Source organism: Azohydromonas aeria, from assembly GCF_009760915.1.
In the GTDB taxonomy this organism is placed as follows: Bacteria; Pseudomonadota; Gammaproteobacteria; order Burkholderiales; family Burkholderiaceae_C; genus Azohydromonas; species Azohydromonas aeria.
Genome location: NZ_VIDQ01000093.1, coordinates 1 through 24,643 on the forward strand (window position 1 = coordinate 1; position 24,643 = coordinate 24,643).

25 protein-coding genes and 1 riboswitch are annotated in these 24,643 nt (G+C 72.9%); of the genes, 13 read left to right on the forward strand and 12 right to left on the reverse strand.

Going from position 1 to position 24,643, the window contains the following annotated elements; translation table 11 throughout:
- The first annotated feature begins 3 nt into the window (after positions 1–3).
- A complete protein-coding gene (locus FJ694_RS31650) occupies positions 4–756 on the forward strand; it encodes a uracil-DNA glycosylase (protein ID WP_232540320.1) in 753 nt (250 codons plus the stop codon).
- Positions 757–850: 94 nt separating this feature from the next.
- Here the strand turns inward: FJ694_RS31650 and FJ694_RS31655 are convergent, their stop codons facing one another.
- Positions 851–1,162, reverse strand: a complete 312-nt coding sequence (locus FJ694_RS31655; RefSeq protein WP_157271519.1) for a hypothetical protein — start codon at positions 1,160–1,162, stop codon at positions 851–853.
- 303 nt (positions 1,163–1,465) lie between these two features.
- On the opposite strand from FJ694_RS31655, the gene FJ694_RS31660 reads away from it, so the two are divergent.
- Positions 1,466–2,710 carry a multifunctional CCA addition/repair protein gene (locus tag FJ694_RS31660; RefSeq protein WP_157271520.1) on the forward strand — a complete coding sequence of 415 codons (1,245 nt, stop codon included), beginning with the start codon at positions 1,466–1,468 and terminating at the stop codon, positions 2,708–2,710.
- 13 nt (positions 2,711–2,723) lie between these two features.
- Here FJ694_RS31660 and FJ694_RS31665 read toward each other — a convergent pair whose 3' ends face one another.
- The gene (locus FJ694_RS31665) at positions 2,724–2,915 is read right to left on the reverse strand and encodes a DUF2905 domain-containing protein (RefSeq protein ID WP_157271521.1); all 192 of its coding nucleotides are present in this window, start codon (positions 2,913–2,915) and stop codon (positions 2,724–2,726) included.
- Positions 2,916–2,934: 19 nt separating this feature from the next.
- A complete protein-coding gene (locus FJ694_RS31670) occupies positions 2,935–4,041 on the reverse strand; it encodes a class I SAM-dependent methyltransferase (protein ID WP_157271522.1) in 1,107 nt (368 codons plus the stop codon).
- Positions 4,042–4,060: 19 nt separating this feature from the next.
- Between FJ694_RS31670 and FJ694_RS31675 the strand changes: the two genes are divergently transcribed.
- The 4 genes from FJ694_RS31675 to FJ694_RS31690 all read left to right on the forward strand — a co-directional run bounded on the left by FJ694_RS31675 (position 4,061) and on the right by FJ694_RS31690 (position 6,942).
- Positions 4,061–4,837: an SDR family oxidoreductase gene (locus FJ694_RS31675; RefSeq protein WP_232540319.1), complete on the forward strand. Its 777-nt coding sequence runs from the start codon at positions 4,061–4,063 to the stop codon at positions 4,835–4,837.
- 1 nt (position 4,838) lies between these two features.
- Positions 4,839–5,243 carry a dihydroneopterin aldolase gene (locus FJ694_RS31680; protein ID WP_157271524.1) on the forward strand — a complete coding sequence of 135 codons (405 nt, stop codon included), beginning with the start codon at positions 4,839–4,841 and terminating at the stop codon, positions 5,241–5,243.
- A gap of 5 nt (positions 5,244–5,248) precedes the next feature.
- On the forward strand, positions 5,249–6,205 hold the full coding sequence (gene ttcA, locus FJ694_RS31685; RefSeq protein WP_157271525.1) for a tRNA 2-thiocytidine(32) synthetase TtcA: 957 nt from the start codon (positions 5,249–5,251) through the stop codon (positions 6,203–6,205).
- An 89-nt stretch (positions 6,206–6,294) separates the two neighbouring features.
- Positions 6,295–6,942, forward strand: a complete 648-nt coding sequence (locus tag FJ694_RS31690; protein WP_157271526.1) for a DUF4136 domain-containing protein — start codon at positions 6,295–6,297, stop codon at positions 6,940–6,942.
- Positions 6,943–7,061: 119 nt separating this feature from the next.
- Here FJ694_RS31690 and FJ694_RS31695 read toward each other — a convergent pair whose 3' ends face one another.
- Complete coding sequence (locus tag FJ694_RS31695) at positions 7,062–7,886, reverse strand: DUF6279 family lipoprotein (RefSeq protein WP_157271527.1); 825 nt, start codon at positions 7,884–7,886, stop codon at positions 7,062–7,064.
- Between the two features lie 46 nt (positions 7,887–7,932).
- Here FJ694_RS31695 and glmU point away from each other — a divergent pair, with 46 nt between their 5' ends.
- A complete protein-coding gene (gene glmU / locus FJ694_RS31700) occupies positions 7,933–9,306 on the forward strand; it encodes a bifunctional UDP-N-acetylglucosamine diphosphorylase/glucosamine-1-phosphate N-acetyltransferase GlmU (RefSeq protein ID WP_157271528.1) in 1,374 nt (457 codons plus the stop codon).
- 49 nt (positions 9,307–9,355) lie between these two features.
- Here glmU and FJ694_RS31705 read toward each other — a convergent pair whose 3' ends face one another.
- From FJ694_RS31705 to FJ694_RS31715, 3 genes are all read right to left on the reverse strand, one after another.
- A complete protein-coding gene (locus FJ694_RS31705; protein ID WP_157271529.1) occupies positions 9,356–10,306 on the reverse strand; it encodes a complex I NDUFA9 subunit family protein in 951 nt (316 codons plus the stop codon).
- Positions 10,307–10,362: 56 nt separating this feature from the next.
- Complete coding sequence (locus FJ694_RS31710; RefSeq protein WP_157271530.1) at positions 10,363–12,360, reverse strand: lytic transglycosylase domain-containing protein; 1,998 nt, start codon at positions 12,358–12,360, stop codon at positions 10,363–10,365.
- A gap of 97 nt (positions 12,361–12,457) precedes the next feature.
- On the reverse strand, positions 12,458–13,432 hold the full coding sequence (locus tag FJ694_RS31715) for a LysR substrate-binding domain-containing protein (protein ID WP_157271531.1): 975 nt from the start codon (positions 13,430–13,432) through the stop codon (positions 12,458–12,460).
- Positions 13,433–13,525: 93 nt separating this feature from the next.
- Here FJ694_RS31715 and FJ694_RS31720 point away from each other — a divergent pair, with 93 nt between their 5' ends.
- Both FJ694_RS31720 and FJ694_RS31725 read left to right on the forward strand, forming a co-directional pair.
- Positions 13,526–13,930 (forward strand): DUF2917 domain-containing protein, encoded by a 405-nt coding sequence (locus FJ694_RS31720; RefSeq protein WP_157271532.1) that lies wholly within the window; start codon positions 13,526–13,528, stop codon positions 13,928–13,930.
- Between the two features lie 132 nt (positions 13,931–14,062).
- The gene (locus tag FJ694_RS31725; protein ID WP_157271533.1) at positions 14,063–14,677 is read left to right on the forward strand and encodes a 5-formyltetrahydrofolate cyclo-ligase; all 615 of its coding nucleotides are present in this window, start codon (positions 14,063–14,065) and stop codon (positions 14,675–14,677) included.
- Between the two features lie 114 nt (positions 14,678–14,791).
- Here FJ694_RS31725 and FJ694_RS31730 read toward each other — a convergent pair whose 3' ends face one another.
- The 5 genes from FJ694_RS31730 to tagH all read right to left on the reverse strand — a co-directional run bounded on the left by FJ694_RS31730 (position 14,792) and on the right by tagH (position 19,982).
- Positions 14,792–15,391 carry an OmpW/AlkL family protein gene (locus FJ694_RS31730; protein ID WP_157271534.1) on the reverse strand — a complete coding sequence of 200 codons (600 nt, stop codon included), beginning with the start codon at positions 15,389–15,391 and terminating at the stop codon, positions 14,792–14,794.
- A 170-nt stretch (positions 15,392–15,561) separates the two neighbouring features.
- On the reverse strand, positions 15,562–16,410 hold the full coding sequence (metF, locus tag FJ694_RS31735; RefSeq protein WP_157271535.1) for a methylenetetrahydrofolate reductase [NAD(P)H]: 849 nt from the start codon (positions 16,408–16,410) through the stop codon (positions 15,562–15,564).
- 2 nt (positions 16,411–16,412) lie between these two features.
- Positions 16,413–17,183 (reverse strand): TlyA family RNA methyltransferase, encoded by a 771-nt coding sequence (locus tag FJ694_RS31740; protein WP_157271536.1) that lies wholly within the window; start codon positions 17,181–17,183, stop codon positions 16,413–16,415.
- 44 nt (positions 17,184–17,227) lie between these two features.
- Positions 17,228–18,658, reverse strand: a complete 1,431-nt coding sequence (ahcY, locus tag FJ694_RS31745) for an adenosylhomocysteinase (protein ID WP_157271537.1) — start codon at positions 18,656–18,658, stop codon at positions 17,228–17,230.
- Between the two features lie 65 nt (positions 18,659–18,723).
- Positions 18,724–18,816, reverse strand: a riboswitch (S-adenosyl-L-homocysteine riboswitch).
- A 44-nt stretch (positions 18,817–18,860) separates the two neighbouring features.
- Entirely contained in the window at positions 18,861–19,982 is a 1,122-nt protein-coding gene (gene tagH, locus FJ694_RS31750; RefSeq protein ID WP_157271538.1) for a type VI secretion system-associated FHA domain protein TagH, read from the reverse strand.
- A 204-nt stretch (positions 19,983–20,186) separates the two neighbouring features.
- Here tagH and FJ694_RS31755 point away from each other — a divergent pair, with 204 nt between their 5' ends.
- From FJ694_RS31755 to icmH, 4 genes are all read left to right on the forward strand, one after another.
- Complete coding sequence (locus FJ694_RS31755) at positions 20,187–21,083, forward strand: FecR family protein (RefSeq protein WP_157271539.1); 897 nt, start codon at positions 20,187–20,189, stop codon at positions 21,081–21,083.
- A gap of 12 nt (positions 21,084–21,095) precedes the next feature.
- Complete coding sequence (locus FJ694_RS31760) at positions 21,096–21,968, forward strand: Tll0287-like domain-containing protein (protein WP_157271540.1); 873 nt, start codon at positions 21,096–21,098, stop codon at positions 21,966–21,968.
- Between the two features lie 32 nt (positions 21,969–22,000).
- A complete protein-coding gene (locus FJ694_RS31765) occupies positions 22,001–23,446 on the forward strand; it encodes a serine/threonine-protein kinase (protein ID WP_157271541.1) in 1,446 nt (481 codons plus the stop codon).
- A 30-nt stretch (positions 23,447–23,476) separates the two neighbouring features.
- A partial coding sequence (icmH, locus tag FJ694_RS31770; RefSeq protein WP_198321103.1) for a type IVB secretion system protein IcmH/DotU occupies positions 23,477–24,643 on the forward strand: 1,167 nt, incomplete at its 3' end.

Here is a 24,643-nt window from a genome sequence, read left to right on the forward strand (position 1 = left end):
GCCCTGGGCGCGGCGGCGGCGCCGGGCGTGGCCGGGCGGCCCTTGCCGGCGGCCGCGGGCGCCGGCACGGCCAGCGCGGCCTCGGCCCCGGCCGTGGCACGGCGCGTGGACGGGCCCATCGACGTCGCGCCGGGCCTGGCCTTCGGCAGCGGCGGGGTCGAGGCGCTGGACTGGCCGGCGCTGCGCGCGGCGGTCGAGAACTGCCGCGCCTGCGCGCTGTGCAACAGCCGGCGCCACACCGTGTTCGGCGTCGGCAACGAGCGCGCGCACTGGATGATCGTGGGCGAGGCGCCGGGCGAGCAGGAGGACCTGCGCGGCGAACCCTTCGTCGGCCCGGCCGGGCAGCTGCTGGAGGCGATGCTGCAGGCGCTGGGCCTCACCCGCGAGAGCGCGCCGGCCGAGCGCCAGGTGTTCATCGCCAACACCCTCAAGTGCCGCCCGCCGCGCAACCGCAACCCCGCGCCGGAGGAGCTGGCGCAGTGCGAGCCCTACCTGCAGCGCCAGCTCGCGCTGGTGCAGCCTCGCGTGATCCTGGCCATGGGGCGCTTCGCGGTGCAGTCGCTGCTGCGCAGCACGCTGCCCATCGGCAAGCTGCGCGGCCAGGTCCACAGCTACCAGGGCATTCCGCTGGTGGTGACGTACCACCCGGCCTACCTGCTGCGCAACCCGGTGGACAAGGCCCGCGCCTGGGACGACCTGTGCCTGGCCGCGGAGGTCATGGAACAGCAGCAGCGCCAGGGCGCATCGCCCCCCTGACATGCCGGGCGCCGCGCGGGGCGCTCCCGCGCAAAAGGCAACGGGCCCCGCGGGGCCCGTTGTTGCGTCGCCGCGAGGCGGCGCGCGGCGCGCGTCAGCCGCGGCGCTTGACGACGTAGCCCATGGCGAGCAGCCCGGCCAGCAGCAGCAGCGTGTCCTGCACGGGGAAGGGGCTCTGCGCCGGGTCGGGCTCGGCCGGCTTGGTGATGCCGGTGCCCGTGGCCGCGGCGGCGGCGTCCACGCCGTCGTCGCGCGGCGCCAGGGCGGCCGCCTGGGTGGCCACCGGCACCAGGGCCGCGCTGGTGGCGCTGGCCGGCGGCGCCGGTGTGGCGGCGGCCGGGGCGGCCTTGGCTGCGGTGGCGGCGCCAGCCAATGAAACAGCCAGGACCAGGAACTTCGATCTCATGCCATCTCTCCTGAAGGGCGGCACAGGTGCATGCATCCGGGGAACGAACACGCCGGCGGCGCTTGCGGGCGCCGCGGCACGGGGGGTGACATCGGGAAACGCGCCGCGCCTTGCGCGGGACGGCAGCTTCCCTGGGTTCGGGTATTTACGGATGCCTGTCCTTGGCCCAACACCCCGCGCTCCAAGGCCCGCTGTCACAAGACGTTGGTGCTGCTGCGCTGGGCGAATAAGCAGGCGCCCTGGGACGCGGGCTTGCGCTGAAGGGCGGGGACCGGCCCTGCGTGCTGCGTAGACTCCCGGCGCATGCAACGCTTCATCGTCGGCGGCGCGGTGCGCGACCGCCTGCTGGGCCTGCCCCAGACCGACACCGACTGGGTCGTCGTCGGCGCCACGCCGCAGCAGATGCTCGACGCCGGCTTTCGGCCGGTCGGCGCCGATTTCCCGGTGTTCCTGCACCCGGGCAGCGGCGAGGAGCACGCCCTGGCGCGCACCGAGCGCAAGAGCGGGCGCGGCTACCGCGGCTTCGTCGTGCACGCGGCGCCGGACGTGACGCTGGAGGACGATCTGCGCCGTCGCGACCTGACCATCAACGCCATGGCCATGCGCGAGGACGGCACGCTGGTGGACCCCTGGGGGGGCGAGCGCGACCTGCGCGCGCGCGTGCTGCGCCACGTCAGCCCGGCCTTCGTCGAGGACCCGGTGCGCGTGCTGCGCGTGGCGCGCTTCGCGGCGCGCTTCACCGACTTCACGCTCGCCCCGGAGACGCTGGCGCTGATGCGGCGCATGGTGGAGGCGGGCGAGCTCGACCACCTCGTGCCCGAGCGCGTGTGGCAGGAGCTCTCCCGCGGGCTGATGGAGCGGCAGCCGTCGCGCATGTTCGGGCTGCTGCGCGAGTGCGGCGCGCTGGCGGTGCTGCTGCCCGAGGTTGAGCGGCTGTGGGGCGTGCCGCAGCCCGCGGCACACCACCCGGAGATCGACACCGGCGTGCACCTGATGCTGGTGCTGGACTGCGCCGCACGGCTGCAGGCGCCGCTGCCGGTGCGCTTCGCCTGCCTGGGCCATGACCTGGGCAAGGGCGAGACGCCCGCTGAAATCCTGCCACGCCACCTGGGACACGAGCAGCGCAGCGCGGCGCTGCTGCGCGGCGTGTGCGAGCGGCTGAAAGTGCCCAACGACTGCGCGCAGCTGGGCGACGTGGTGGCGCGCGAGCACGGCAACGTGCACCGCAGCGGCGAGTTCGGCGCGAAGGCGCTGCTGCGGCTGCTGGAGCGCTGCGACGCGCTGCGCCGGCCGGAGCGCTTCGAGCAGCTGCTGCTGGCCTGCGAGTGCGACGCGCGCGGCCGTGCTGGGCGCGAGGACGCCGCCTACCCGCAGCGCGCGCGGTTGCTGGCGGTGCTGGGCTGGGCGCGCGGGATCGATGCGCGGGCGGTGGCGAGCGAGGCCGCGGCGCGCGGGCTCAAGGGGCCGGCGATCGGGGATGCGGTGGCGCAGGCGCGGGTGGGGGCGATCGAGGTGGGGCTGGCGGGCAGCCCAACGCCAGGCCTGTAGCCGGCGCACTGGCTCAGATCAGCATCCCGATCCCCCCCGCGATCAAGCTCAGCACCAGGCTGCTGGCCAGCGGCAGGTAAACGTCGCGCCCGCGCCATTTGAAGTGGAAATCCCCGGGCAGCCGCCCCAGCCCGATCTTGCGCAGCCAGTTGCCAAGGCTGCTGAAGATCAGCGAGGCGAGCAGGAAGACGAGCAGCCAGCGCATGCGGTCCTGACCGTGGCGCTCACAGCCGGTGGCTGCGGTCGCCGTTGGCAAAGCCGACCGGGTCGAACCCGTCCGGCAATCCCCGGCCGAAACCCACCACCTTGAACAGCTCGCCCATCTCGTGCTCCTCGATGAGCTTCTGCGCCGCGATGCGCTCGCGCAGAGGGGCCTGCGCCAGCAGCGCGGGCAGCCCGCAGTTCATCAGGAAGTGCGCCTGCGAGGTGTAGCCCAGCACGTCGAGCCCGGCGTCCTGGCCGGCCAGCGCGATGCCGGTGAAGTCCACGTGCGCGGTGATGTCCTTCAGTCCCACGTCGGCGAGCGGGTCGGTGTCGGCCTGGTGCGCGCGGTGGCACATCAGCGTGCCGCCGTGGCGTTGCAGGTGGTAGTACTCGGCCTCCGGAAAGCCGTAGTCGATGAAGAAGGTGGCGCCGCGCTTCAAACGCTCGGCCAGCGTGGCGACGAAGGCGCGCGCCTGTGGGTGGATCTCGGTCACGGTGCCGGGCAGGAAGGGGCCTTCGACGGGCGGGCGCAGGTCGGTCGGCCGGTCGGCGAAGACGAAGCGCCATTCCTCCACCGCCACGCCGCGCTCCAGCCACCGGGCGCCGTCGAAGTGCAGCAGCTGCACCGGCATGGCGTCGAGCACCTCGTTGCCGACCACCACGCCCTCGATGCGGTCCGGCAGCGCATCGACCCAGCGCACGCGCTCGCCGAAGGCGGCCAGCCGCTCCTGCTGGCGCTGCCGCAGCGAGGCCGAGAGTTCGACGATGGTGTAGCGGCGGCAGCGATCCCCCAGCGCCTCCAGCAGCTGCGCGGCCAGCGCGCCGGTGCCGGCGCCGAACTCGACCACCTCGTCCAATCCCGCGGCGTCAAGCACTTGCGCCACCTGGGTGGCCACCGCGCGGCCGAACAGGGGGCTGAGTTCCGGCGCAGTGATGAAGTCGCTGCCGCCTTCGGGCAGCGCGCCGAACTTGACGCCGCCGTGCGCGTAGTAGCCCAGTTCCGGCGTGTACAGCGCGGCGGCCATGAAACGATCGAAGGGCCACCAGCCGCCGGCCGCGGCGATGTCCTGGCGCATCCGGTGGGCCAGCGCGGCCGATACACTGGCGGGTTCGTCTTCTCTATGCATGTGGGGGATTGTAGGAATCATGGTCCAGCGACCCGCCGTGCTGGTTACCGGCAGCGCCCGCCGCATCGGGCGCACCATCGCGCTGGAACTGGCCGCCCACGGCTGGGACGTGGCCGTGCACTGCCGCGACTCCCAGGACGAGGCCGCCGACACCGTGGCCGAACTGCGCGCACTCGGTGTGCGTGCCGAGGTGTTCTCCGCCGACCTCGCCGACGAAGGCGCGACCCGGGCCCTGGTGCCCGCCGTGGTCGAAACCCTGGGCCGGCTCGACGCGGTGGTGAACAACGCCTCGCTGTTCGAGCACGACACGGTGGCCGACTTCACGCACGCCGCCATGGAGCGCCACTGGCGCGCCAACACCGCCGCCCCGGTGCTGCTGGCGCAGGCGCTGCACGCGCACCTGGCCGCGCGTGGCGCGCGCGGCTGCGTGGTCAACCTGCTCGACCAGAAGCTGTGGAACCCGAACCCGGACCACCTGTCCTACACCCTCTCCAAGGCCGCGCTGGAGAGCGCCACCACGCTGCTGGCCATGGCGCTGGCGCCGGTGCTGCGCGTGGCCGGCGTCGCGCCCGGCGTGACGCTGCCCTCGGGCCCGATGGACGCGCAGCAGTTCACGGCCGCGCATGCCATGACGCCGCTTGGGCGGTCCTCCAGCGCCGAAGACGTGGCGCACGCCGTGCGCTTCGTGCTCGAATCGCCCGCCGTCACCGGCACCACGCTGCTGGTGGACGGCGGCCAGCACCTGGCACGCCAGGCGCGCGACGTGCTTTTCCTCGCGCCCAAGACTCCCGACTGAGATGCAAAGCCTGCTTTCCCACCCCAGCCTCATGACCTGCCGCCGGCTGTTCCTGCGCAACTACGAGGTCTGGATCAACATCGGCGTGCACGACTTCGAGAAGAAGGGCGAGCAGCGGGTGCTCATCAACGTCGAGCTCTACATCCCGCTGGCGCTGTCCACCCCGAAGGCCGACGAGCTGCACGAGGTCGTGGACTACGACTTCATCCGCCGCACCATCGCCGAGCGCGTGTCGCGCGGCCACATCCACCTGCAAGAGACGCTGTGCGACGACGTGCTGGCGCTGATGCTGGCGCATCCGCGCGTCATGGCCGCGCGCGTCTCCACCGAGAAGCCCGACGTGTACCCCGACTGCGAAGCCGTGGGCGTCGAGGTCTTCGGCATCAAGAACGACGCACAGGCCTGAGCACCATGAGCAGTACGTCCACCCTGAATCCCGAAGTGAATTCCGAGCCGAATCCCGCCCTCGACGACGCGGCCCGCCGCGCCGAGAAGAAGGCCGCCTTCGAGATCAACAAGCTGTCCAAGCGGCTGCACCGCCAGGTCGGCCAGGCGATTGCCGACTTCAACATGATCGAGGAGGGTGACCGCGTCATGGTCTGCCTCTCGGGCGGCAAGGACAGCTACACGCTGCTCGACATCCTGATGAACCTGCGCCAGCGCGCGCCCATCAACTTCGAGCTGGTGGCCGTCAACCTGGACCAGAAGCAGCCCGGGTTCCCCGAGCACGTGCTGCCGGAATACCTGAAGTCGCTGGGCATCCCGTTCCACATCGAGAACCAGGACACCTACAGCATCGTCAAGAAGCACATCCCCGAGGGCAAGACGATGTGCAGCCTGTGCTCGCGGCTGCGCCGCGGCATCCTCTACCGTGTCGCCGGCGAGCTGGGCGCCACCAAGATCGCGCTGGGCCACCACCGCGACGACATGCTGCAGACCCTGTTCATGAACATGTTCTTCGGCAGCCGCATGAAGGGCATGCCGCCCAAGCTGGTGAGCGACGACGGGCGCAACGTCGTGATCCGGCCGCTGGCCTACGCGGCCGAGACCGACATCGAGCGCTGGGCCGCGCACCGGCAGTACCCGATCATTCCCTGCACCCTGTGCGGCAGCCAGGAGAACCTGCAGCGCGTGCAGATCAAGCAGATGCTGCGCGACTGGGACAAGCGCTTCCCCGGGCGCATCGACAACATGTTCACCGCCATGGGCAACATCGTGCCGTCGCACATGATGGACAAGCGGCTCTACGACTTCATGGGCCTCAAGGCCACGGGCGTGCCCGACCCGGACGGCGACAAGGCCTTCGACCACGACGAGGAAGAGGCCGCGCCGCCGTCCTCCGTGGTGCAGCTGCAGCTCGACCGCTGAGGGCGCGCGCCGCCGCCCTTTCCGGCAAGGAAAGGGCAACCTTCGCGGGGCACGATGCTTGCCGCCGACCTCTTGTCCAGGGAGTTGTCATGTCAACGCTTCGCTTGTCCCTTGCCGTGGCCGCCGCTGCGCTGGCCACGGGTTGCGCCTCGCTGAACCAGGTGTCCTCGGACGTGGTCGGCTACGGCGCCTGGCCCGCCGGGCGCGCGCCGGGCAGCTACGTGTTCGAGCGGCTGCCCTCGCAGCAGGCCGAGCTGACGCTGCAGCAGCAGCTCGAAGACGCGGCGCGGCCGGCACTGGCGCAGGCCGGCTTCACGCCCGCGGCTCAAGCCGCGCAGGCCGCCTTCAGCGTGCAGGTCAACCTGCGCAACACGCGCTACGAGCGCTTCGACTACGCGGGCGGCTGGGGCCCCTGGGGCGGCCCGTGGGGCCCGGCCTTCGCCGTGCCCGGGCGGCGCTTTCCCGGCTACTGGGGCAGCCCGTGGGGGCCGCCGTGGTGGGGGCCGGCCTACAGCGCGCCCTGGTACGAGCGCGAGGTCAGCGTGATCATCCGCGACCGCCAGGGCGGCCCGGTGCTGTACGAGGGCCACGCGCGCAGCGACGGCGCGCTGTCCGGCGGCACCGCGCTGTTCGACGCCATGTTCCGCGCCGCGCTGGCCGATTTCCCGCAGGGCAACGCCTCGCCGCGGCGCGTGAACGTGCCGCTGGAGCCGGCAGCAGCCCAGGCCGCGCCCTGACGGATTCCGTCATCCCGGCGAAAGCCGGGTCCACGAACTCCGGGCTGCATCCTCACGGGCGTGGATTCCGGCTTTCGCCGGCATGACGATGGGTTTTCCCCTTCGGCGGCCGGGAAGCCTCATCCCTTCGCCGGCGCCGACAGCGCCCTGAAATCCGTCTCCCAGCCGTGCAGCCGCTCGCGCGCGTGGCGGCGCTGCTCGGCCGTGGCGAGGTTGTGGATCTGGGCGGAAAGCTCGCAGTTGTAGGCCTCCATCGCGTCGCGGTAGCGGCGCTCGTCCTCGTGCACGGGTTGCTGCAGGCGCTGCGCCAGCGCGCGCAGCGCGGCCTGGGCCCGGGCCGGGTCGGCGCCCTGCAGGCCGCGCAGGGTCTGCAGCACCTCCTGCTGGCGCAACTGGCGCAGCCGCAGCGCCAGCTCCGGGTCGAAGGGCGACGCCGCTTCGAGCTGCGCGATGCGCTCGCGCTGCGCGGAGTCGAAGCGGCCGTACAGCCGCTCGGCGCGCTCCAGCGTGCGCTTCACCAACGCCTTCTGGCGCGCGGCCGCGTCGGGCTTGGCAAAGTCGTTGCGGAAGTCGCGGTTGGACTTGTCCATGCGCTTGCGCATGTGCTCGAACTGCGCCGGCTCCAGCGTCGGCACCAGCGTGGCGATGGCCGGCAGGGCATGGGTCCAGGCCGCATCGGCCCAGCGCTCGCCCTCGTCGCGCAGCGCGCACACCGCCGCCGGCGTGGTGTCGGCCATCGCCTGCGGCTGCAGCCGCGCCAGCCGCTCGGCATAGACGGGCAGCTGCGTGGTGCGGTGCCACTCGAACCACTCGTCGATGGCCGCACGCACACGCGGCGCCTGCGCGTCGGTGAAGTCGGCATAACCGTCGGCCCACCAGTAAAGCAGCTCGTCAGCCTGCCGATACACCATGCGCATCGCCGCGCACCCGGTCAGGACGGCCACCAGCAGCGCCAAACCGATAATTCGCCAACCTCGCAAGGACTCTTTCATGGCATCGAACGTCGTCATCATGGCCGCGGGCAAAGGCACCCGCATGAAATCAGCGCTTCCGAAGGTGCTGCACAAGCTCGCGGGCCGCAGCCTGCTGCAGCACGTGCTCGGCACCGTGTCGGCGCTGGAGGCATCGCAGCAGCGCACCGTCGTCATCACCGGCCACGGCGCCGAGGCCGTGGAGGCCGCTGTCGCCGCGCCGGGCCTGCAGTTCGTGCGCCAGCAGCCGCAACTGGGCACGGGGCATGCCATCCAGATGGCCTCGCCCGCGCTCGACGCGGCGCTGCCCACGACGCTGATCCTCAACGGCGATGTGCCCTTGATCCGCGCCGAGACCGCGCGTTCCCTGCTCGACGCCTGCGCGGGGCAGCGGCTGGCGCTGCTGACCATCGAGCTGGCCGACCCCACCGGCTACGGCCGCATCGTGCGCGAGGGCGAGCAGGTGCGCGCCATCGTCGAGCACAAGGACGCCAGCCCGGCGCAGCGCGCCATCCGCGAGGTCTACACCGGCATGATGGCCGCACCCACCGCGCTGCTGCAGCGCTGGGTTTCGCAGCTCAACAACGACAACGCCCAGGGCGAGTACTACCTGACCGACATCGTGGCCATGGCTGTGGCCGAGGGCGTGCCGGTGGTCGCCACGCAGGCTTCCGGCGAAACCGAGGTGCTGGGCGTGAACAGCCCGCTGCAGCTGGCCGACCTGGAGCGCCGCTTCCAGCGCCAGCAGGCCGAAGCGCTGATGGAAGCCGGCGTGCGCCTGGCCGACCCGGCGCGCTTCGACCTGCGCGGCAAGCTGTCCTGCGGTGCGGACGTGGACATCGACGTGGGCTGCGTCTTCGAAGGCGAGGTCACGCTGGGCGAGGGCGTGCGCGTGGGGCCGTACTGCGTGATCCGCGACGCCCGCATCGACGCCGGCACGCAGCTGGCGGCGTTCACGCACATCGACGGCGCGCAGGTCGGCGCGGGCGCCCAGATCGGCCCGTTCGCGCGGCTGCGCCCGGGCGCGCAGCTGGCCGAGGAGGTGCACATCGGCAACTTCGTCGAGGTCAAGAACTCGACGCTGGCGCGCGGCGCCAAGGCCAACCACCTGGCCTATCTCGGCGACGCCACGGTGGGCGAGCGCGTCAACTACGGCGCGGGCTCGATCACCGCCAACTACGACGGCGCCAACAAGCACCGCACCGTCATCGGCGCCGACGCGCACATCGGCTCCAACTGCGTGCTGGTGGCGCCGGTGGAGATCGGCGCGGGCGCAACCATCGGCGGCGGCTCCACGGTCGCCAAGGACGCCCCGGCCGGCCAGCTCACCGTGGTGCGCGCCAAGCAGCTCACCGTGCCGGGCTGGAAGCGGCCGGTGAAGAAGGCGAAGTGACCGGTTGAAAGCGGGCGCCCGGTGCGCCCGCCGGCAGCGGCCGTGGCGCTCAGCCCCGCCGCGCCTTGGCCCGCCACGCATCCAGCCGCACGCAGCCGTTGCGCGCGGACAGGTACTGCGGCGCGATGGCCGACACCGCCGCGGGCGTGATGCCCAGGTCCTGCAGCCCGGGCAGCCGCCCCGTGGCGACGTTGTCCACCTTCATCGAGTCGAGGTTGTCGCCCGACATCAGCGGCTCGCCCGGCAGCAGCGCCATGAAGGCCGCCTGCAGCCGGCCCACGGCGTCGGGCACGGCGATGACGGGCCGCTCGTGCCCGCAGACCCGGCCCGCCAGCCGCGCCAGCTCGCCCAGCGTGTACACGGCGGGTCCGGCCAGCTCGTAGACCTGGCCGATGGTGGAAGGCTGCTCCTGGCAGGCCAGCAGCGCGCGCGCCACGTCGTGCACCCACACCGGCTGGAAGCGCGCCTGCGCGCCGGCCAGCGGCAGCACCGGCGCCCAGCGCTGCAGCCGCGCGAACAGGTTCAGGAACTGGTCCTCCTCGCCGAACACCACCGAGGGGCGCAGGATCGTCACGTCCAGCCCCGAGGTCTGCAGCGCGGCCTCGCCGGCGGCCTTGCTGCGCAGGTAGCGCGAGGGCGCGTCCGGCGCCGCGCCCAGGGCGCTGACGTGCACGACGCGGCGCACGCCCGCGACGCGGCAGGCATGCGCGAGCTTGCGCGGCAGCTCCGCGTGCACGCGGCGAAAGCGCGCGTCGTCGCCGTGCAGGATGCCCACCAGGTTCACCGCCGCGTCGCAGTCCGCGAGCACCCGCGCCAGCGCGGCCTCGTCGTGGATGTCGGCCTGCACCAGCTCCACGTCGGGCAGCGCCAGCAGCTCGCGGCGCTGGCCGCTGTGGCGCGTGGGCACCACCAGCTCGGCATCGGGATGGCGCTCGGCCAGCTGCGCGCACAGGGCCCGGCCGATGAAGCCGGTGCCGCCCAGGATCAACACACGTCGCATGGCTTCACTCCTGCTTGATGGAAAGGCTGCTCAATGGGCGTCGGACCCGGCGCGCCTCAGGGCAGTTCCGCCTCCGCGGCGCGCGCGCCCGGCCCGATGGTGCTGCCCAGCCGCGCCTTGAGCGAGGGCGGCTGGCCGGTGATCAGCGCAGCGTAGTCCACGGCGTTGGACAGCACCTTCTGTACGTAGTCGCGCGTTTCGTTGAAGGGGATGTTCTCGGCCCAGACCGCGGACTCCAGCGTGGCGCCCTCGCGCCAGCGCCGCGGCCGCCCGGGGCCGGCGTTGTAGGCGGCGGCGGCCAGCGCCTCGCGGCCCTCGAAGCTGTCGAGCACCAGCTTCAGGTAGCCGGTGCCGAGCTTGAGGTTGGTGTCGCGGTCGGTGATGAGGTCGGGCGTGTAGGGAATGCCCAGTTTCTTGGCGGTCCAGCGCGCGGTGGCGGGCATGACCTGCATCAGCCCCGAGGCGCCGACATGCGAGCGCGCATCGGTGATGAAGCGCGACTCCTGGCGGATGAGCCCGTAGACGTAGGCCGGGTCCAGGCCGATGGCGCGCGCCTCGCGCAGCACCGCCTGGCGGTGCGGCATGGGGAAGCGCTGCGCCATGTCCACCTCGTCGCGCGTGCGCTCGCTGGTGTTGATGCAGCGGTCCCAGACCTCGCGCTCGCAGGCGCGCTGCGCCGCGGCCAGCAGCGCGCGGTCGTCCATGCCGCGCAAGGTGAAATTCCACTCGCGCACGCCCTCGTTGCGCAGGCCCAGCTCGATGAGCTGCAGCGCGCGCGACAGGCCGGGGTTGGTCTTGGCGGCCTCGCGCTCGGCCGGCGCCAGCGGCGCCGGGGCCGGCGGCAACGCCGGCTTGCGCCCCAGGTCCTCGGCGGCGAGCTTGCCGTAGAAGCCCAGGCCATTGGCCACCTCCGCCAGCGCCTGCTGCGCCTGCTGGCGCAACGCGTCGCCTTCGGGCCCGGGCGCGGCGTCGGCCAGCACCGCGCGCGCCTTCCAGTACATCCACACCGGCTCGCGCTGGCGCGCGCCGGACATGGCGTCCACCGCGTCGCGCACCAGGGCCCAGCGCTGCGGCGTGCCGCGCAGCGCGGCGCGCGCCTGCCAGGCCAGCATGTCGTCGCTCCAGGGCACCTTCGGCCCCGGCGCGGCGGCCAGCGCGCCGGCGCGCAAGTACCACTCCGCGGCCTGCGGCATCAGCTTCAAGGCGCCCTGCATGCCCACCTGGCCCCAGACCCAGCCCGCGAGCTGCGGCGGCAGCCGGCCCTGCCAGTCCTGCGCCAGCCCGGCCGCGCCCTCGGGGTCGGACGCGGCGGCGCGCGCCAGCGCCAGCGCCGCCAGCTCCGCGCCGGTGCGGTCGCCGGCCGAGGCCTTGCGCGCCAGGTAGCGCACCGGCTGGCCAAAGACCTCGCCCAGGGCCACGGTGGCCGTGGGGCTGCCCAGCAGCGCGGCGGCGGCCTGCGCGGCCTTGGGCCGGTTGGCTTCGGCCGCCTGGCGCAGCTTGAGCCACACCTCGTCGGCGCCGAAAACGCCGGCGCGCACCAGCGTGCCCGCCAGCAGGTTGCAGCCGTCGTCGGCGTCGCGCTGCCCCAGCCAGGCCTCGCGCGCGGCGTCGCGCACGTTGCGGCCGGCCAGGTGCTCGGTGAGCAGCGCGTAGCAGGTGACCTCGCGGTCGTCGTTCATGCGAAAGCGCGGGAAATCGCGGCTGAAGGCGGCCCAGTCGCGCCGGCGTCCCAGCTCCAGCAGCCAGTCGTTGCGCAGCCGGTCCTCGACATAGCTGCCGCTCCAGCGCGCGTAGAAGGCTTCGACCTCGTCGGTCGAGGCCTGCGCCAGCCGGTTGCCCAGCTCCCAGTAATCGACCCAACCGGCCAGCGGGTGGTTCTCGGCCGCGACGAGGCTGCGCGCGGCGGCCAGCTTCATGCGGTCGCGCTTGCGCAGCGCGTCGCGCGCCTCCACCACGATGGCGTCGCCGCTCTGGGCCAGGGCGACGGGGGCGGTGCAGGGCAGGGCAGTCAGCAGCGCCAGGGTGAGCGCGGCCAGGCGGAAAGGGCGGTTCATGGGAATTGAAGAGGCAGTCGGCGGGGGCAACCGGCTGAAGATAGCGCAGCGCGCAACCCCCCGAAACGAAGAAGAAATGCCCCGCCGTGCCGGCGGCCTACTGGACCCCGCCGGCCGGCTCCTCGCCCAGCGCGCGGCTCGACGCCGCGCCCTGCTCCAGCAGCCACTGCTGCAGCTGCGCCAGCTCCGGGCGCGGCCGCGCGGCGCGGCCCGGGATCAGCCAGTACGCATAGGGCGAAGGCACGCGCGCGGCCGCGCCGAAGGGCTCCACCAGCTCGCCGCGCTCCAGCGACTCGTGCACCAGCGCCAGCCGCGCCAGCGCCACGCCCTGGCCCGCGAGCGCGCCCTGCACCTGCTGGTAGGTGTAGTTCAGGTAGATCCAGCGCGCGGGCTCCAGCCGCGGCAAGCCCTGCTGCGCCAGCCAGTGGCGCCAGCTCAGGTAGAGGGCGCTGGGCCGGTTGTCCTCTTCCTCCAGCAGCGTGTGCTGCGCCAGGTCGGCCGGCGTGCGCAGCGGCGGCGCCAGGCCCTGGCACGACTGCGCCCACAGCCCGGCGTTGACCACCGGCGTGAGCCGCTCGCCGAAGAGCCGCTGGGCCTCGGCCGGCACGGCGGCGGGCAGGGTGTAGCGCAGCACCAGGTCCAGGTCGGGGTCGTCCAGGTCCGACATCGCGTCGGCGGTGCCGACGCGGATGTCGATGTCCGGATGCGCGCGCTGGAACGGCTCCAGCCGCGGCAGCAGCCACAGCGAGGCGAAGGAGGCGAAGGTGGCGATGCTGACCTGGCGCCGCCCGCGCGAGAGCCGGATCTGGCGCACCGTCGCGTCCAGCCGCTCCAGCAGCGGCAGCACGCCGCGCTGCAGCGCCGAGCCCGCCAGCGTGAGCTCCACGCGGCGCGTGCCGCGCATGAACAGCTGCGCGCCCAGCTCCTCCTCCAGCGCCTGGATCTGCCGGCTCACGGCCGACTGCGTCAGGTTCAGCTCCTGCGCCGCGGCGCGGAAATTGAGCAGCCGCGCCACCGCCTCGAAGGCGCGCAGCGGGCCCACGGCAAGCGGGCGGTGGGGCAATCTATTCATGATCAAAACGCATCAATGGCCGGTACGGATGTCATTGGACCCTGCTTCGCATCAAGACGATAGTAGGGGTGTGACAGATGCCAGGAGGCCGCCATGAAGACCCGGATGTTGATGCTTGAAACGCAACGCTCCCGCGGTGCCGCCGCGCCGGTGTGGACGCTGGCGCGCCGGCAGGCGCGGCGCCTGGGCGCGGCGCGCCAGACGCGCTGGCTGCGCCTGCTCGAAGGCGAACTCTGGCTCACCCGCAGCGCGCCGGCGGGCGACGCCGCCAGCGAGGACCTGTGGCTGCGCGCCGGCGAGCGCGTAGCGCTGCCGCCGGGCGTGGAGTTCGTGGCCGAAGGGTGGCGCGACAGCCGCTTCGAGCTGCTGCTGGCGCCGCAGGCCGCGCCGGGCACCGCGGGCGTGGCCGCGCCGCTGGCCGGGCTGGCGGCGCTGCTGCGGCGCCTGGGCCTGCGCGCGTCGCGGCGCGCGGCGGGACGGGGCCTGGCCGCGGGCTGAGGCCGAGCGCCGGTTGCGGGCCCAGGCACGGGCAGCGGATGCTGGGGCTGCTGGCTGCGGCCGGGGGCCGGTGCCGGCGGCTGCCGGCACAATGGCGGCCTTCGCCTTACGCGCCGCCGTCGCCATTTCGCCATGAGCTCGAACCCGCTGCCGCCGCTGGATTTTTCGCGAGACAAGACGCTGCTGCGCCGCCAGCTCAAGGCCGAGCGCCAGTCGCTGGTGGACCGGCTGCAGCGCGCGCAGTATCTGCAGCAGGTGCTGCGCGTGTGGCTGGTGACGCGCAAGGAGACCGCCATCGGCGCGTACTGGCCCATCAAGGGCGAGTTCGACGCGCTGCCCGCGCTCTACCGCTGGAGCGAGGCCGAGCCGGGGCGGCGCATCGGGCTGCCGGTCATCGACCGCGAGACCAAGCAGCTGCGCTTTCACGTCTGGTGGCCGGGCTGCCCGATGGAGGACGACGCCTTCGGCATTCCCAAGCCCAAGGACACCGAGAGTTTTCAGCCCGAGCTGCTGCTGGTGCCCTGCGTGGGCTATGGTCCGGGGGGCTTGCGCCTGGGCTACGGCGGCGGCTTCTACGACCGCACCCTGGCCGCGCTGCAGCCGCGGCCCTACACCGCGGGCCTGGCCTACACGCATGGCTGGGTGCCGTGGCTCAAGCCCGAGGCGCACGACGTGCCGCTCGATGCCGTGCTCAACGAGGAGGGGCTGGCCTGGGAGAAGCCGCAGGAGGAGCCGCGCCAGCCCTGAGCCGCGGCGCATCGCGCGGTAGTTGCGCACGCATCGTGCGCCGCGCCTGCCGGCGGCCCAACGAAAAACGGCGGCCCGAAGGGCCGCCGTTTCGCTTGGGGAGCAGGACTCTGCTTAGAAGCGGTAGCCCACGCCGATGCTGAACAGCACCGGGTCCACCTTGAAGGTGCCCAGGTTGCCGCCCAGGGCCGGCACGTTCACGTCGCCGAGGTGGATGTGGGCCTTCTTGATGTCCGCGTTGAGCAGCCAGCCGCCGCCCAGCGGGATGTCCACGCCGGCGCCGAAGGCGAAGCCGAAGCTGTTCTTGTCAGCGCTGGCCGGAACAGCCAGGTCCAGGTCGGAGAAGCGGGTGTAGTTGATGCCCGCGCCGACGTAGGGACGGAAGCCCTGCAGGCCGGTGAAGTGGTACTGCAGACTCAGCGTCGGGGGCAGGTGCTTGATGGTGCCGACCTTGCCCATGCCCGCCACGCGCACGTCGTGCTTTTGCGGGTAGGTCAGGATCAGTTCGGCGGCCAGGTTGGGCGTGAAGAAGTACGTGATGTCGACTTCGGGGAAGGTCTTGTTATTGACGCTCAGACCTTCGATGCCCTTGTTGGCCGAGTCCAGGTGCAGCGCGCGGCCGCGCACGATCCAGTCGCCCGAGTCTTGAGCTTGGGCCAGCATCGGGGCGGCCAGGGCGGCCATGGCGGCCAGGGCGATGAGTTGCTTCTTCATGATGTCCTCTTCTCCTCGAATGAAGCCGGTTGCGTTTGGCTTGGTGAGGATTAGAGGATCCAGGCCCCGGCGCGGACTTGAGCCACAGCAAGTGCGCTCCGGGTTGTTGCCAATGTGCAACGGCGCACGCTTGCGCTCGCAACCGTGCTTGCGCCCGCGGCCGTTGGGGCTCAGCGCCCCAGGCGCCGGCACAGCTCCAGCACGGCCGCGGACTGGTTCATCGTGTAGAAGTGCAGCCCCGGCGCGCCCTGCGACAGCAGCCGCTCGCACAGCGCCGTGATCACGTCCAGGCCGAAGGCCTTGATCGAGGCCGTGTCGTCGCCGAAGGACTCCAGCCGCAGCCGCATCCAGCGCGGCACCTCGGTGCCGCAGGTGTCGGCAAAGCGCAGGATGCCGCTGGAGTTGGTGATCGGCATGATGCCCGGCACGATCGGGATGCCCACGCCCAGCGCCTGTGCCTCGTCCACGAAGCGGAAGTACGCGTCGGGGTTGAAGAACATCTGCGTGATGGCGGAGTCGGCGCCGGCCTCGACCTTGGTGGCGAAGGCCAGCAGGTCCGCGCGCGGCGAGCGCGACTGCGGATGCATCTCCGGGTAGGCGCCGACCTCGATGGCGAAGTGCCGGCCGGTCTCCTCGCGGATGAAGCGCACCAGGTCGCTGGCGTAGCGGAACTCGCCCAGGGCGCCCGCGCCGAAGCCGCTGGGCAGGTCGCCGCGCAGCGCCACGATGCGGCGGATGCCCGCCTCGCGGAACTCGGCCAGCTGCGCGCGGATGGACTCGCGGCTGGCGCCGATGCACGAGAAGTGCGGCGCGCCCTGCTGGCCCTCGGCCAGGATGGCGCGCACCGTCTGCAGCGTGCCGCTTTGCGTGGAGCCGCCCGCGCCGTAGGTCACGGAGCAGAACTCGGGCTGCAGCCCGTAGAGCTGGTCGCGTACCGCGGTCAGCTTCTGCGCCCCTTCGGGCGTCTTGGGCGGAAAGAATTCGAGGCTGAGCGCGAAGTCGCGCCGGGACTCGGTCATGGTCAGTCTCCCTGGTGTGCGGGCCGCTTGGCCCACACGAAGAATTCACGGTTGCCGTCGCCGCCGGTGACGGGGCTGTCGAGCCAGCCCTGCACCCGCAGCGCGCAGTCGGCGCAGGCCTGGCGCAGCCGCTGCTCGACGCGGGCGTAGGCCGCGGCGTCCTTCACCAGCCCGCCCTTGCCGATGTCGGCCGGCTGCAGCTCGAACTGCGGCTTCACCAGCATCAGCAGGTCACCCTGCGGCGCGAGCAGGGGGGCGAGGGCAGGCAACACCAGCGTCAGCGAGATGAAGGACAGGTCGCCGGTGATGAGGCCGAAGCCGCCGGCGGGCAGGGCATCGCCCAGGTCCTGCGGGCCCAGCGTGCGGGCATTGAGGCCTTCAAGGGCACGCACGCGAGGATCGGCGCGCAGGCTCGGGTGCAGCTGTCCGTGTCCGACGTCGACACCCACCACGCCGCGGGCGCCGCGCGCCAGCAGCACGTGAGTAAAACCGCCGGTGCTCTGGCCCACGTCGAGCGCGCAGCGGCCGGCCACGTCCAGCGCGGTGGCCGCCAGCGCCCCTTCGAGCTTCAAGCCGCCGCGCGAGACCCAGCGCAGCTCGGCGTCGTCCGACACCTGCAGCCCGCAGTCCGCGGGCACCTCGTCGCCGGCCTTGCGCGGCGCGGCCCAGCCCTGCGCCCCCAGCCAGCGCACGGCGCCGCGCTGGATGAGGCGCTGCGCCGCCGAGCGGCTGGGCGCCAGGCCGCGCTGCACCAGCAGCTGGTCCACTCGCATGGCCTGGGCTCCTCTTCCTCGGCGTGGTGCGGCTGCCGCTGCGATCAGTAGCGGTAGGTGTCGGGCTTGTACGGGCCCTGCTTGGGCACGCCGATGTACTCGGCCTGCTCGTCGCTGAGCTCGGTGAGCATGGCGCCGACCTTCTTCAGGTGCAGCCGCGCCACCTTCTCGTCGAGGTGCTTGGGCAGCACGTAGACCTTGCCCACCTCGTAGTAGTCGCTGTGCGTGAACAGCTCGATCTGGGCGATGGTCTGGTTGGCGAAGGACGAGCTCATCACGAAGCTGGGGTGGCCGGTGGCGCAGCCCAGGTTCACCAGGCGGCCCTTGGCCAGCAGGATGATGCGGCGGCCAGAGGGGAAGACGACGTGGTCCACCTGCGGCTTGATCTCCTCCCACTTGCACTCGCGCTCCAGGTCGGCGACCTCGATCTCGTTGTCGAAGTGGCCGATGTTGCAGACGATGGCCTGGTCCTTCATGGCGGCCATGTGCGCGTAGGTGATCACGCCCTTGTTGCCCGTGGCCGTGACGAAGATGTCGGCCTTATCGGCGGCCCAGTCCATGGTCACGACCTTGAAGCCTTCCATGGCGGCCTGCAGTGCGTTGATGGGGTCGATCTCCGTGACCCAGACCTGCGCCGAGAGCGCGCGCAGCGCCTGCGCCGAGCCCTTGCCCACGTCGCCGTAGCCGCACACCACCGCGACCTTGCCGGCGATCATCACGTCGGTGGCGCGCTTGATGCCGTCCACCAGCGACTCGCGGCAGCCGTAGAGGTTGTCGAACTTGCTCTTGGTGACGGAGTCGTTGACGTTGATGGCGCGGAACAGCAGCGTGCCCTTGGCGCTCATCTCCTTGAGGCGGTGCACGCCGGTGGTCGTCTCCTCGGTCACGCCGATGATGTGGGCCGACTTGCGGCTGTACCAGGTGGCGTCCTCGGCGAGCTTGGCGCGGATGGCGGCGAAGAGCTCGCGCTCCTCCTCGGAGCCCGGGTTGGCGATGACGGAGGGGTCCTTCTCGGCCTTCTTGCCCAGGTGCATCAGCAGCGTCGCGTCGCCGCCGTCGTCCAGGATCATGTTCGGGCCTTCGCCTTCGCTGCCCTTGGGGCCGAAGTCGAAGATGCGGTGGGTGTAGTCCCAGTAATCCTTGAGCGTCTCGCCCTTGTAGGCGAACACCGGGGTGCCAGCGGCCACGAGCGCGGCGGCCGCGTGGTCCTGGGTCGAGAAGATGTTGCACGAGGCCCAGCGCACCTGCGCGCCCAGCGCCTGCAGCGTCTCCACCAGCACGGCGGTCTGGATGGTCATGTGCAGGCTGCCCGTGATGCGCGCGCCCTTCAGGGGCTGCTGCGCGGCGTATTCCTCGCGGATGGCCATCAGGCCGGGCATCTCGGTCTCGGCGATGCGGATTTCCTTGCGGCCCCAGTCGGCCAGCGAGGCATCGGCGATGACGAAATCTTGGGTGGGCTTGAGAACGGCGTTCATGGGGTCTCCATTGCAGAGCCCGCAACGCACGCAACCAGGGAAACGGACTCACCCACGCGGTTCGTTGCGGGTGAGCGCGGTTGCTTCTGAGGGAAGGTTTCCGAGCCTGGGGCCAGGGTCCATGCGGGACTGCCGGCCTTGCAACGCTCCTCGGAAAGGCCGCGATTGTAGCCGCGGCGCATGGGGTGCCCGGCCTCCGGGGTCAATCCTCCCGAGGCGGGTGCGCGAGTTTTTCACGCTGCGCCTCGTAGGCCTCGACGAAGGCGCGGCTTGACAGCGGGTCGGCCTGCTCGCGCAGCTCGGAGAGCAGCTGCGCGTAGTGCCCGCAGTAGCGATCCCAGAGCTGGGCCTTGCGCAGCACGTCCAGCGGCGGGCTCCAGCCGCCGCGCGCCTGGCGCAGTTCCTCCATGGCCTCGGGCGCCAGCCGCCCCAGCAGCGCCTGCACCGACGCGCGCATGCCCGCCAGCAGCGCGATCTCGTGCGTGCGCAGGTCCTCGCAGGCCTCGCGCACGGCCGCCAGCGGCGGGATGAAGCCGCGGCGCGCGGGGCCCAGCAGGTGTGCCAGGGCGGTGTCCACGTCGGGCGAGAACTTCAAGGCGTTGTTCTCGCGCGGCTGCAGCCGCGTGGCGGGCGCGCCGAGCTCGCGCTTGGCCACGTGGCGCGCGGCCAGCAGCTCCAGCAGCCCACCCAGGGCCGCGTGCAGCAGCTCGCCGATGAGCCGAGCCTCCTGCGGCGAGGGCGATGCCGGCACGGGCAGCTCCAGCCCGGCATAGAGCGCGGCCACCAGCGCCTGCGCCGCATCGGTTGGGGTCGCGGGTTGGGTCACGGGCACGGGTGCGGTTGCCGGTGCCGGTGCCGGTGCCGGTGCGGCAACGGGCGCGGCAGGCGCCGCCTGGGGCGGCGGCAGCGGCGCGGCCACGCCGGCGCGGGCGGCGACCTCGGCCAGCACCTCGCTGAAGACGCCGGGCCGCGGCGCGGGCGGGGCGGCCTCGGCGGGCGGCTCGGCCGCGGGCGCGTCGGCCGCCGTTTCCAGCAAGTAGGGGCCGATGCGGATGGTCATGCCCGGCGCCAGCGGCGCCTCGCCCTCCAGGCCCAGCGGCTGGCCGTCGAGCTCCACGCCGAGGTTGGCGCCGAGCTGGCGGATGTGCAGGCGCCCGTCGCGCCAGAGCAGCTGGGCGTGGCGGCGCGACATCAGGCGCTGCGCATCGGGCAGCACCAGCGTGCAGTCGGTGCCGCGCCCGATGAAGCCGCCGGCCGCGTCGAAGCGGGCCGAGGACGGCGCCGCCAGGGGCTGGCCGCCGTGGGAAAGCACTCGGATCAGCATGGTGTGTGAACCCCCAGGCGCGGTGGTGCAACGCAGGCGCTGTGAACCATGCTACCGCCCCACCCCTCGGGGGGATTCGGGGGCGGCGAACCCGGCTTCCGAGGGCCCTCCAGGAGGTGCCCTTGGTTGAATTGACAGTGCTCCGGCACAGGGCCCTAATTCTCGTTTGCAACCCGACTCCGGGGATTGCAGGAGGCCAGCGCGATGTTGCGTGAACTCGTCCTGATTGCTGCGATCGCGGCGCCGCTGGGCGCAGCGGCCGCCGACGCGATGGGCGGCAGCGGCGGCGTCACGATCCTCGAAGGGCAGGCGCTGGTCTACCGCGGCGCCGGCCGCCTCCACGCGGCCGAGGGCCTGGCGCTGGCGCCGGGCGACATCGTCGAGACCGCGGCCGCCGCCTTCATGCAGATCGAGCTGCCCGACCGCAGCGTGGCGCAGCTCGGCCCGGACACGCGCGCGCTGCTGGAGGCTGCCGCCGGCGCGCGCGGCGCCGCGGCGCCGCGCCTGCTCTACCTGCTGCGGGGCTGGGCCAAGGTGCGCCAGCCCACGGCCGAGCCGGGCAAGCCCGGCGGGCTGGAGGTGCGCACGGCGCTGGCCGAGCTGCCGGCCGCGCCCGGCACCGTGGTGCTGCATGCGCAGCCCGCGGCGCTGGCGCTCTTCGTCGAAACCGGCCCGGTGCGCGTGGCCGAGCGCGGCGCCGGCGCCGCGGCCGCGCCGCTGGCGCTGCGCGACGGGCAGCTGTGGCAGCGCAAGGCCGGCGCGCGCGGCGAGCTCATGGGCGGCGGCGCGATGGGCGCGCTGCTGCAGGACATGCCGCGCCCGTTCCGCGACTCGCTGCCGCTGCGTGCCGAGCGCTGGCGCGAGCAGGGCGTGGTGGCGAAGCCGGCGCCGGACTTCGACTACGGCGACGTCGAGCCCTGGCTCAAGGCCGAGCCGGCGCTGCGCCGCCCGCTGGTGCAGCGCTGGAAGGCCAAGGCGCGCGAGCCGGCGTTCCGCGCCGCGCTGGTGTCGAACCTGGCGTCCCACCCCGAATGGGACCCGGTGCTGTTCCCCGAGAAGTACCTGCCCAGGCACGCGCCGGCGGTGGCGGGTTCGCGTTGAAGGAGGCCCCCGGTGAAGCTGTTGTTGAAATTCAACCTGGTGTTCGTGCTGATCTTTGCCGTGGGCTTCGCGGCCACGGGCTTCGTGTCGTGGCGGCTGCTGGAGCGCAACGCCCGCGCCGAGATCGCCGACAGCGCGCGGCTGCTGATGGACACGGCGCTGGCCGCGCGCAACTACACCTCCTCGCAGATCGGCCCGCTGCTGGAGACGCAGATGAAGTACACCTTCCTGCCGCAGTCGATCCCCGCGTACTCCGCCACCGAGGTCTTCAACGACCTGCGCAAGAAGCACGACGAGTACGGCTACAAGGAAGCGGTGCTCAACCCGACCAACCCGCGCGACCGCGCCGTGGAATGGGAGGCCGACATCGTCACGCAGTTCCGCGGCAATGCCGAGGCCACCGAGCTGCTGGGCGACCGCGACACGCCCACGGGGCGCAGCTTCTACATCGCGCGGCCGATCAAGATCACCAACCCGGCGTGCCTGCGCTGCCACAGCTCCGTGGAGGCCGCGCCGAAGACGCTGGTGGACCGCTACGGCCCGGCCAACGGCTTCGGCTGGCAGCTCAACGAGGTGGTGGGCGCGCAGATCATCTCGGTGCCGACCCGGGTGGCGCTGGAGCGCGCGCAGAAGGTCTATACGGTGTTCATGGGCTCGATCGCCGGCGTGTTCGTGGCCATCGGCGTGGTGCTCAACCTGATGCTGTGGGCCATGGTGATCCGCCCGGTGGACCACCTCTCGCGCTTTGCCGACCGCGTCTCGCTGGGCGAGCTCGACATCCCCGACTTCGAGCGCACCGCCAGGGACGAGATCGGCGTGCTGGCCAAGTCGATCGCGCGCATGCGCACCAGCATGGTCCAGGCGATGAAGATGCTCGACGGCTGAAGGCTGCCGAGACAAGGCGAGGCAAGGTCCCCATGGCGATTCCGGAGCGGCTGGGCAAGTACCCCATCACCGAGGTCATCGGCCGCGGCGCCATGGGCATCGTCTACCGCGGCTGGGACCCGGTGATCAAGCGCGCGGTGGCGATCAAGACCATCCACAAGGAGCTCATCGAGGACGAGGACAAGGCGCAGTCCCTCTCGGAGCGCTTTCGCCGCGAGGCGCAGGCCGCGGGCACGCTCAGCCACCCGGGCATCGTCTCGGTCTACGAGTACGGCGAGGACGGCCCCTGGGCCTACATCGCCATGGAGTACGTGCAGGGCCACAGCCTGCGCGAGTACCTGGACCGGCGCACCGAGTTCGACGAGCGCGACGCCGTGAGCACCATGGCGCAGCTGCTCGACGCGCTGGAGTACGCGCACAGCCACGAGATCTGGCACCGCGACATCAAGCCGGCCAACATCCTGGTGATGGGCAACGGGCGCATCAAGCTCACCGACTTCGGCATCGCCCGCATCGAGAGCGCGGACCGCACGCGCACCAACATCATCATGGGCACGCCGGGCTACATCGCGCCGGAGTTCTACCTCGGCGGTCAGCTCGACCACCGCATCGACATCTTCTCCGCCGGCGTGCTGCTCTACCACCTGCTGGCGCGCCAGCCGCCCTTTCGCGGCCGGCTCGAAGCGGTGATGCACGACGTCTGCTACCACGACCCCGAGCCGCCTTCGGCCATCGATCCGCAGCACCGCTGGCCGCAGTACGACGCCATCGTCGCGCGCGCCCTGGCCAAGGCGCCGGCCGAGCGCTTCCAGAGCGCCGCGGCCTTCCGCGCCGCGCTGCTGGCGCAGTACGGGCGCCCGCTGGCCGACGGCCTCTCCGAGTCCACCGTCATCGCGGCGCGCCCGGCGGCGCGGCCGCTGCCGGGCGACGCCGCGGGCATGGCCGCGCCGGCGCCGGCCTCGGTGCTGGCGCCGGCCCAGCCCAGCACGCCCCCGCCCACGGGCTGGAGCCCGCCCGAGCTCAAGGGCGTGGAGGTGGAGCTGGCGCGCTTCGTGGGCCCGGTGGCGCGGGTGCTGGTGCGCCGCGCCGCGCAGCAGCACAAGCAGATCGGCTCGCTGGCGGCGGCGCTCACCGAATGCATCGACAAGCCCGCCGAGCGCGAGGCCTTCCTGCGCGCCGTGCTGGGCCGCGGCGCGGCGCTGTCCACGGCCGCGGTCGCCCATGCCGGCACGGTCGGCGGCGGCACGCCCACCCCGCTGCCGCCCGCCGACACCAGCCCGGCGGCCACGCCGGCCGACGTGGAGCAGGCCACGCGGCTGCTGACCACCTACATCGGCCCGATCGCGCGCGTCATCACCAAGCGCGCCGCGGCCCACGGCGGCAGCCGCCGCGCCTTCCTGGAGGAGGTCGCGCGCAGCCTGGACGACGAGGGGCAGCGCCAGCGCTTCCTGCGCGAGGCCCTGGCGCCGGGCCACTGAGCCGCGGCCGCGACGCACGCGAGGGCGGCGATGGAGCCCCGGTCTCCCCGGTCCGCAGCCACCGGCGCCGAGCCCGGCGCGGATGCCGGCGCCGACGCCGACGACCGCACGCTGCTGCCCCTGCCGGGCCCCGCCGCCGGCGCCGCGCCGCGCAGGCCGGCACCCGGGCTTTCCCCCCCTGACATTGCCGGCAGCGACGACGCCACGCTGTTCCCGGCGCCAGCCGCGCCCGACGACGACCGCACGCTGTTCGGGCCGGCGCCGGCGGCGGCGGACGAGGCCGCGACGGTGTTCGTGCCGGCTGCAGCCGCGCAGCCCTGGCTGCGCATGCCCGCGCCCGGCGCCGGGGCGGGCACCGTGTCCCGCCTTCAAGCCGATGACGACCGCACGCTGCTGGCCGTGCCGGACGCGGACGCGGACGCGGACGCCACGGCGCTGCGCATGCCGGCGCCCGGCGGCCAGGCCACCGCCGTGCAGTCCGGGCCCCTCCCGGCGTCGGCCTCGGCCTCGACCGCGCCGGCGCGCACGCCGCGCGCGGGCGTCGAGCTGCAGCGGCTGGTGGCGGGCGTCAACCCGCTGCTGGGCGCGGCCAGCGTGCTGCTGGCGCTGGTGGCGCAGCTGCGCGCCAGCAGCACGCACGCCGATCCGGACGCGCTGCGCGAGCAGCTGCTGGCGCACATGGCCGACTTCGAGGCCCAGGCCGCGGCCAGCGGCGTGGCGCGCCCGCGCGTCACGGCCGCGCGCTACCTGCTGTGCAGCTTCCTTGACGAGGCCATCGCCGCCACGCCCTGGGGCCAGGGCTGCTGGGAGGCGCGCACGCTGCTGGGCGAGTTCCACGAGGAGCGCTGGGGGGGCCATAAAGCCTTCGAGCTGCTGGAGAAGCTGGGCGAGAACCCGGCGGCCAATGCCGAGGTGCTGGAGCTGTTCTACGTCTGCCTGGCGCTGGGCTTCGAAGGGCGCTGGCGCGGCCAGCCCGATGCGCGCGCGCGGCTGGACGCCATCGCCGAGCGCGTGCTGCGCTCGGTGCGCCCGGCGGCGGCCACGGCGCAGCCGCCGGGCGGCGGCGCGCGCAGCCTGTCGCTGCGCTGGCAGGGCGTGTCCGCGCCGCAGCGCCCGGGCCTGCACCTGCCGCCGCTGTGGAGCGTGGCGGTGCTCGCCGGCGCGCTGGTGCTGGCCGCGCTGCTGGCGTTCCAGTGG

Excerpts from the sequence above, each read along its gene's own strand:
- FJ694_RS31665 (WP_157271521.1), bottom strand. The coding sequence starts at position 2,915 with ATGCGCTGGCTGCTCGTCTTCCTGCTCGCCTCGCTGATCTTCAGCAGC.
- ahcY (WP_157271537.1), bottom strand. The coding sequence starts at position 18,658 with ATGAACGCCGTTCTCAAGCCCACCCAAGATTTCGTCATCGCCGATGCC.
- ttcA (WP_157271525.1), top strand. The coding sequence starts at position 5,249 with ATGAGCAGTACGTCCACCCTGAATCCCGAAGTGAATTCCGAGCCGAAT.
- FJ694_RS31755 (WP_157271539.1), top strand. The coding sequence starts at position 20,187 with ATGTTGCGTGAACTCGTCCTGATTGCTGCGATCGCGGCGCCGCTGGGC.
- FJ694_RS31765 (WP_157271541.1), top strand. The coding sequence starts at position 22,001 with ATGGCGATTCCGGAGCGGCTGGGCAAGTACCCCATCACCGAGGTCATC.
- FJ694_RS31680 (WP_157271524.1), top strand. The coding sequence starts at position 4,839 with ATGCAAAGCCTGCTTTCCCACCCCAGCCTCATGACCTGCCGCCGGCTG.
- FJ694_RS31720 (WP_157271532.1), top strand. The coding sequence starts at position 13,526 with ATGAAGACCCGGATGTTGATGCTTGAAACGCAACGCTCCCGCGGTGCC.
- FJ694_RS31710 (WP_157271530.1), bottom strand. The coding sequence starts at position 12,360 with ATGAACCGCCCTTTCCGCCTGGCCGCGCTCACCCTGGCGCTGCTGACT.
- FJ694_RS31675 (WP_232540319.1), top strand. The coding sequence starts at position 4,061 with ATGGTCCAGCGACCCGCCGTGCTGGTTACCGGCAGCGCCCGCCGCATC.
- FJ694_RS31705 (WP_157271529.1), bottom strand. The coding sequence starts at position 10,306 with ATGCGACGTGTGTTGATCCTGGGCGGCACCGGCTTCATCGGCCGGGCC.
- FJ694_RS31690 (WP_157271526.1), top strand. The coding sequence starts at position 6,295 with ATGTCAACGCTTCGCTTGTCCCTTGCCGTGGCCGCCGCTGCGCTGGCC.
- FJ694_RS31730 (WP_157271534.1), bottom strand. The coding sequence starts at position 15,391 with ATGAAGAAGCAACTCATCGCCCTGGCCGCCATGGCCGCCCTGGCCGCC.
- FJ694_RS31715 (WP_157271531.1), bottom strand. The coding sequence starts at position 13,432 with ATGAATAGATTGCCCCACCGCCCGCTTGCCGTGGGCCCGCTGCGCGCC.
- FJ694_RS31655 (WP_157271519.1), bottom strand. The coding sequence starts at position 1,162 with ATGAGATCGAAGTTCCTGGTCCTGGCTGTTTCATTGGCTGGCGCCGCC.
- FJ694_RS31670 (WP_157271522.1), bottom strand. The coding sequence starts at position 4,041 with ATGCATAGAGAAGACGAACCCGCCAGTGTATCGGCCGCGCTGGCCCAC.
- metF (WP_157271535.1), bottom strand. The coding sequence starts at position 16,410 with ATGACCGAGTCCCGGCGCGACTTCGCGCTCAGCCTCGAATTCTTTCCG.
- FJ694_RS31725 (WP_157271533.1), top strand. The coding sequence starts at position 14,063 with ATGAGCTCGAACCCGCTGCCGCCGCTGGATTTTTCGCGAGACAAGACG.
- FJ694_RS31660 (WP_157271520.1), top strand. The coding sequence starts at position 1,466 with ATGCAACGCTTCATCGTCGGCGGCGCGGTGCGCGACCGCCTGCTGGGC.
- FJ694_RS31740 (WP_157271536.1), bottom strand. The coding sequence starts at position 17,183 with ATGCGAGTGGACCAGCTGCTGGTGCAGCGCGGCCTGGCGCCCAGCCGC.
- tagH (WP_157271538.1), bottom strand. The coding sequence starts at position 19,982 with ATGCTGATCCGAGTGCTTTCCCACGGCGGCCAGCCCCTGGCGGCGCCG.
- glmU (WP_157271528.1), top strand. The coding sequence starts at position 7,933 with ATGGCATCGAACGTCGTCATCATGGCCGCGGGCAAAGGCACCCGCATG.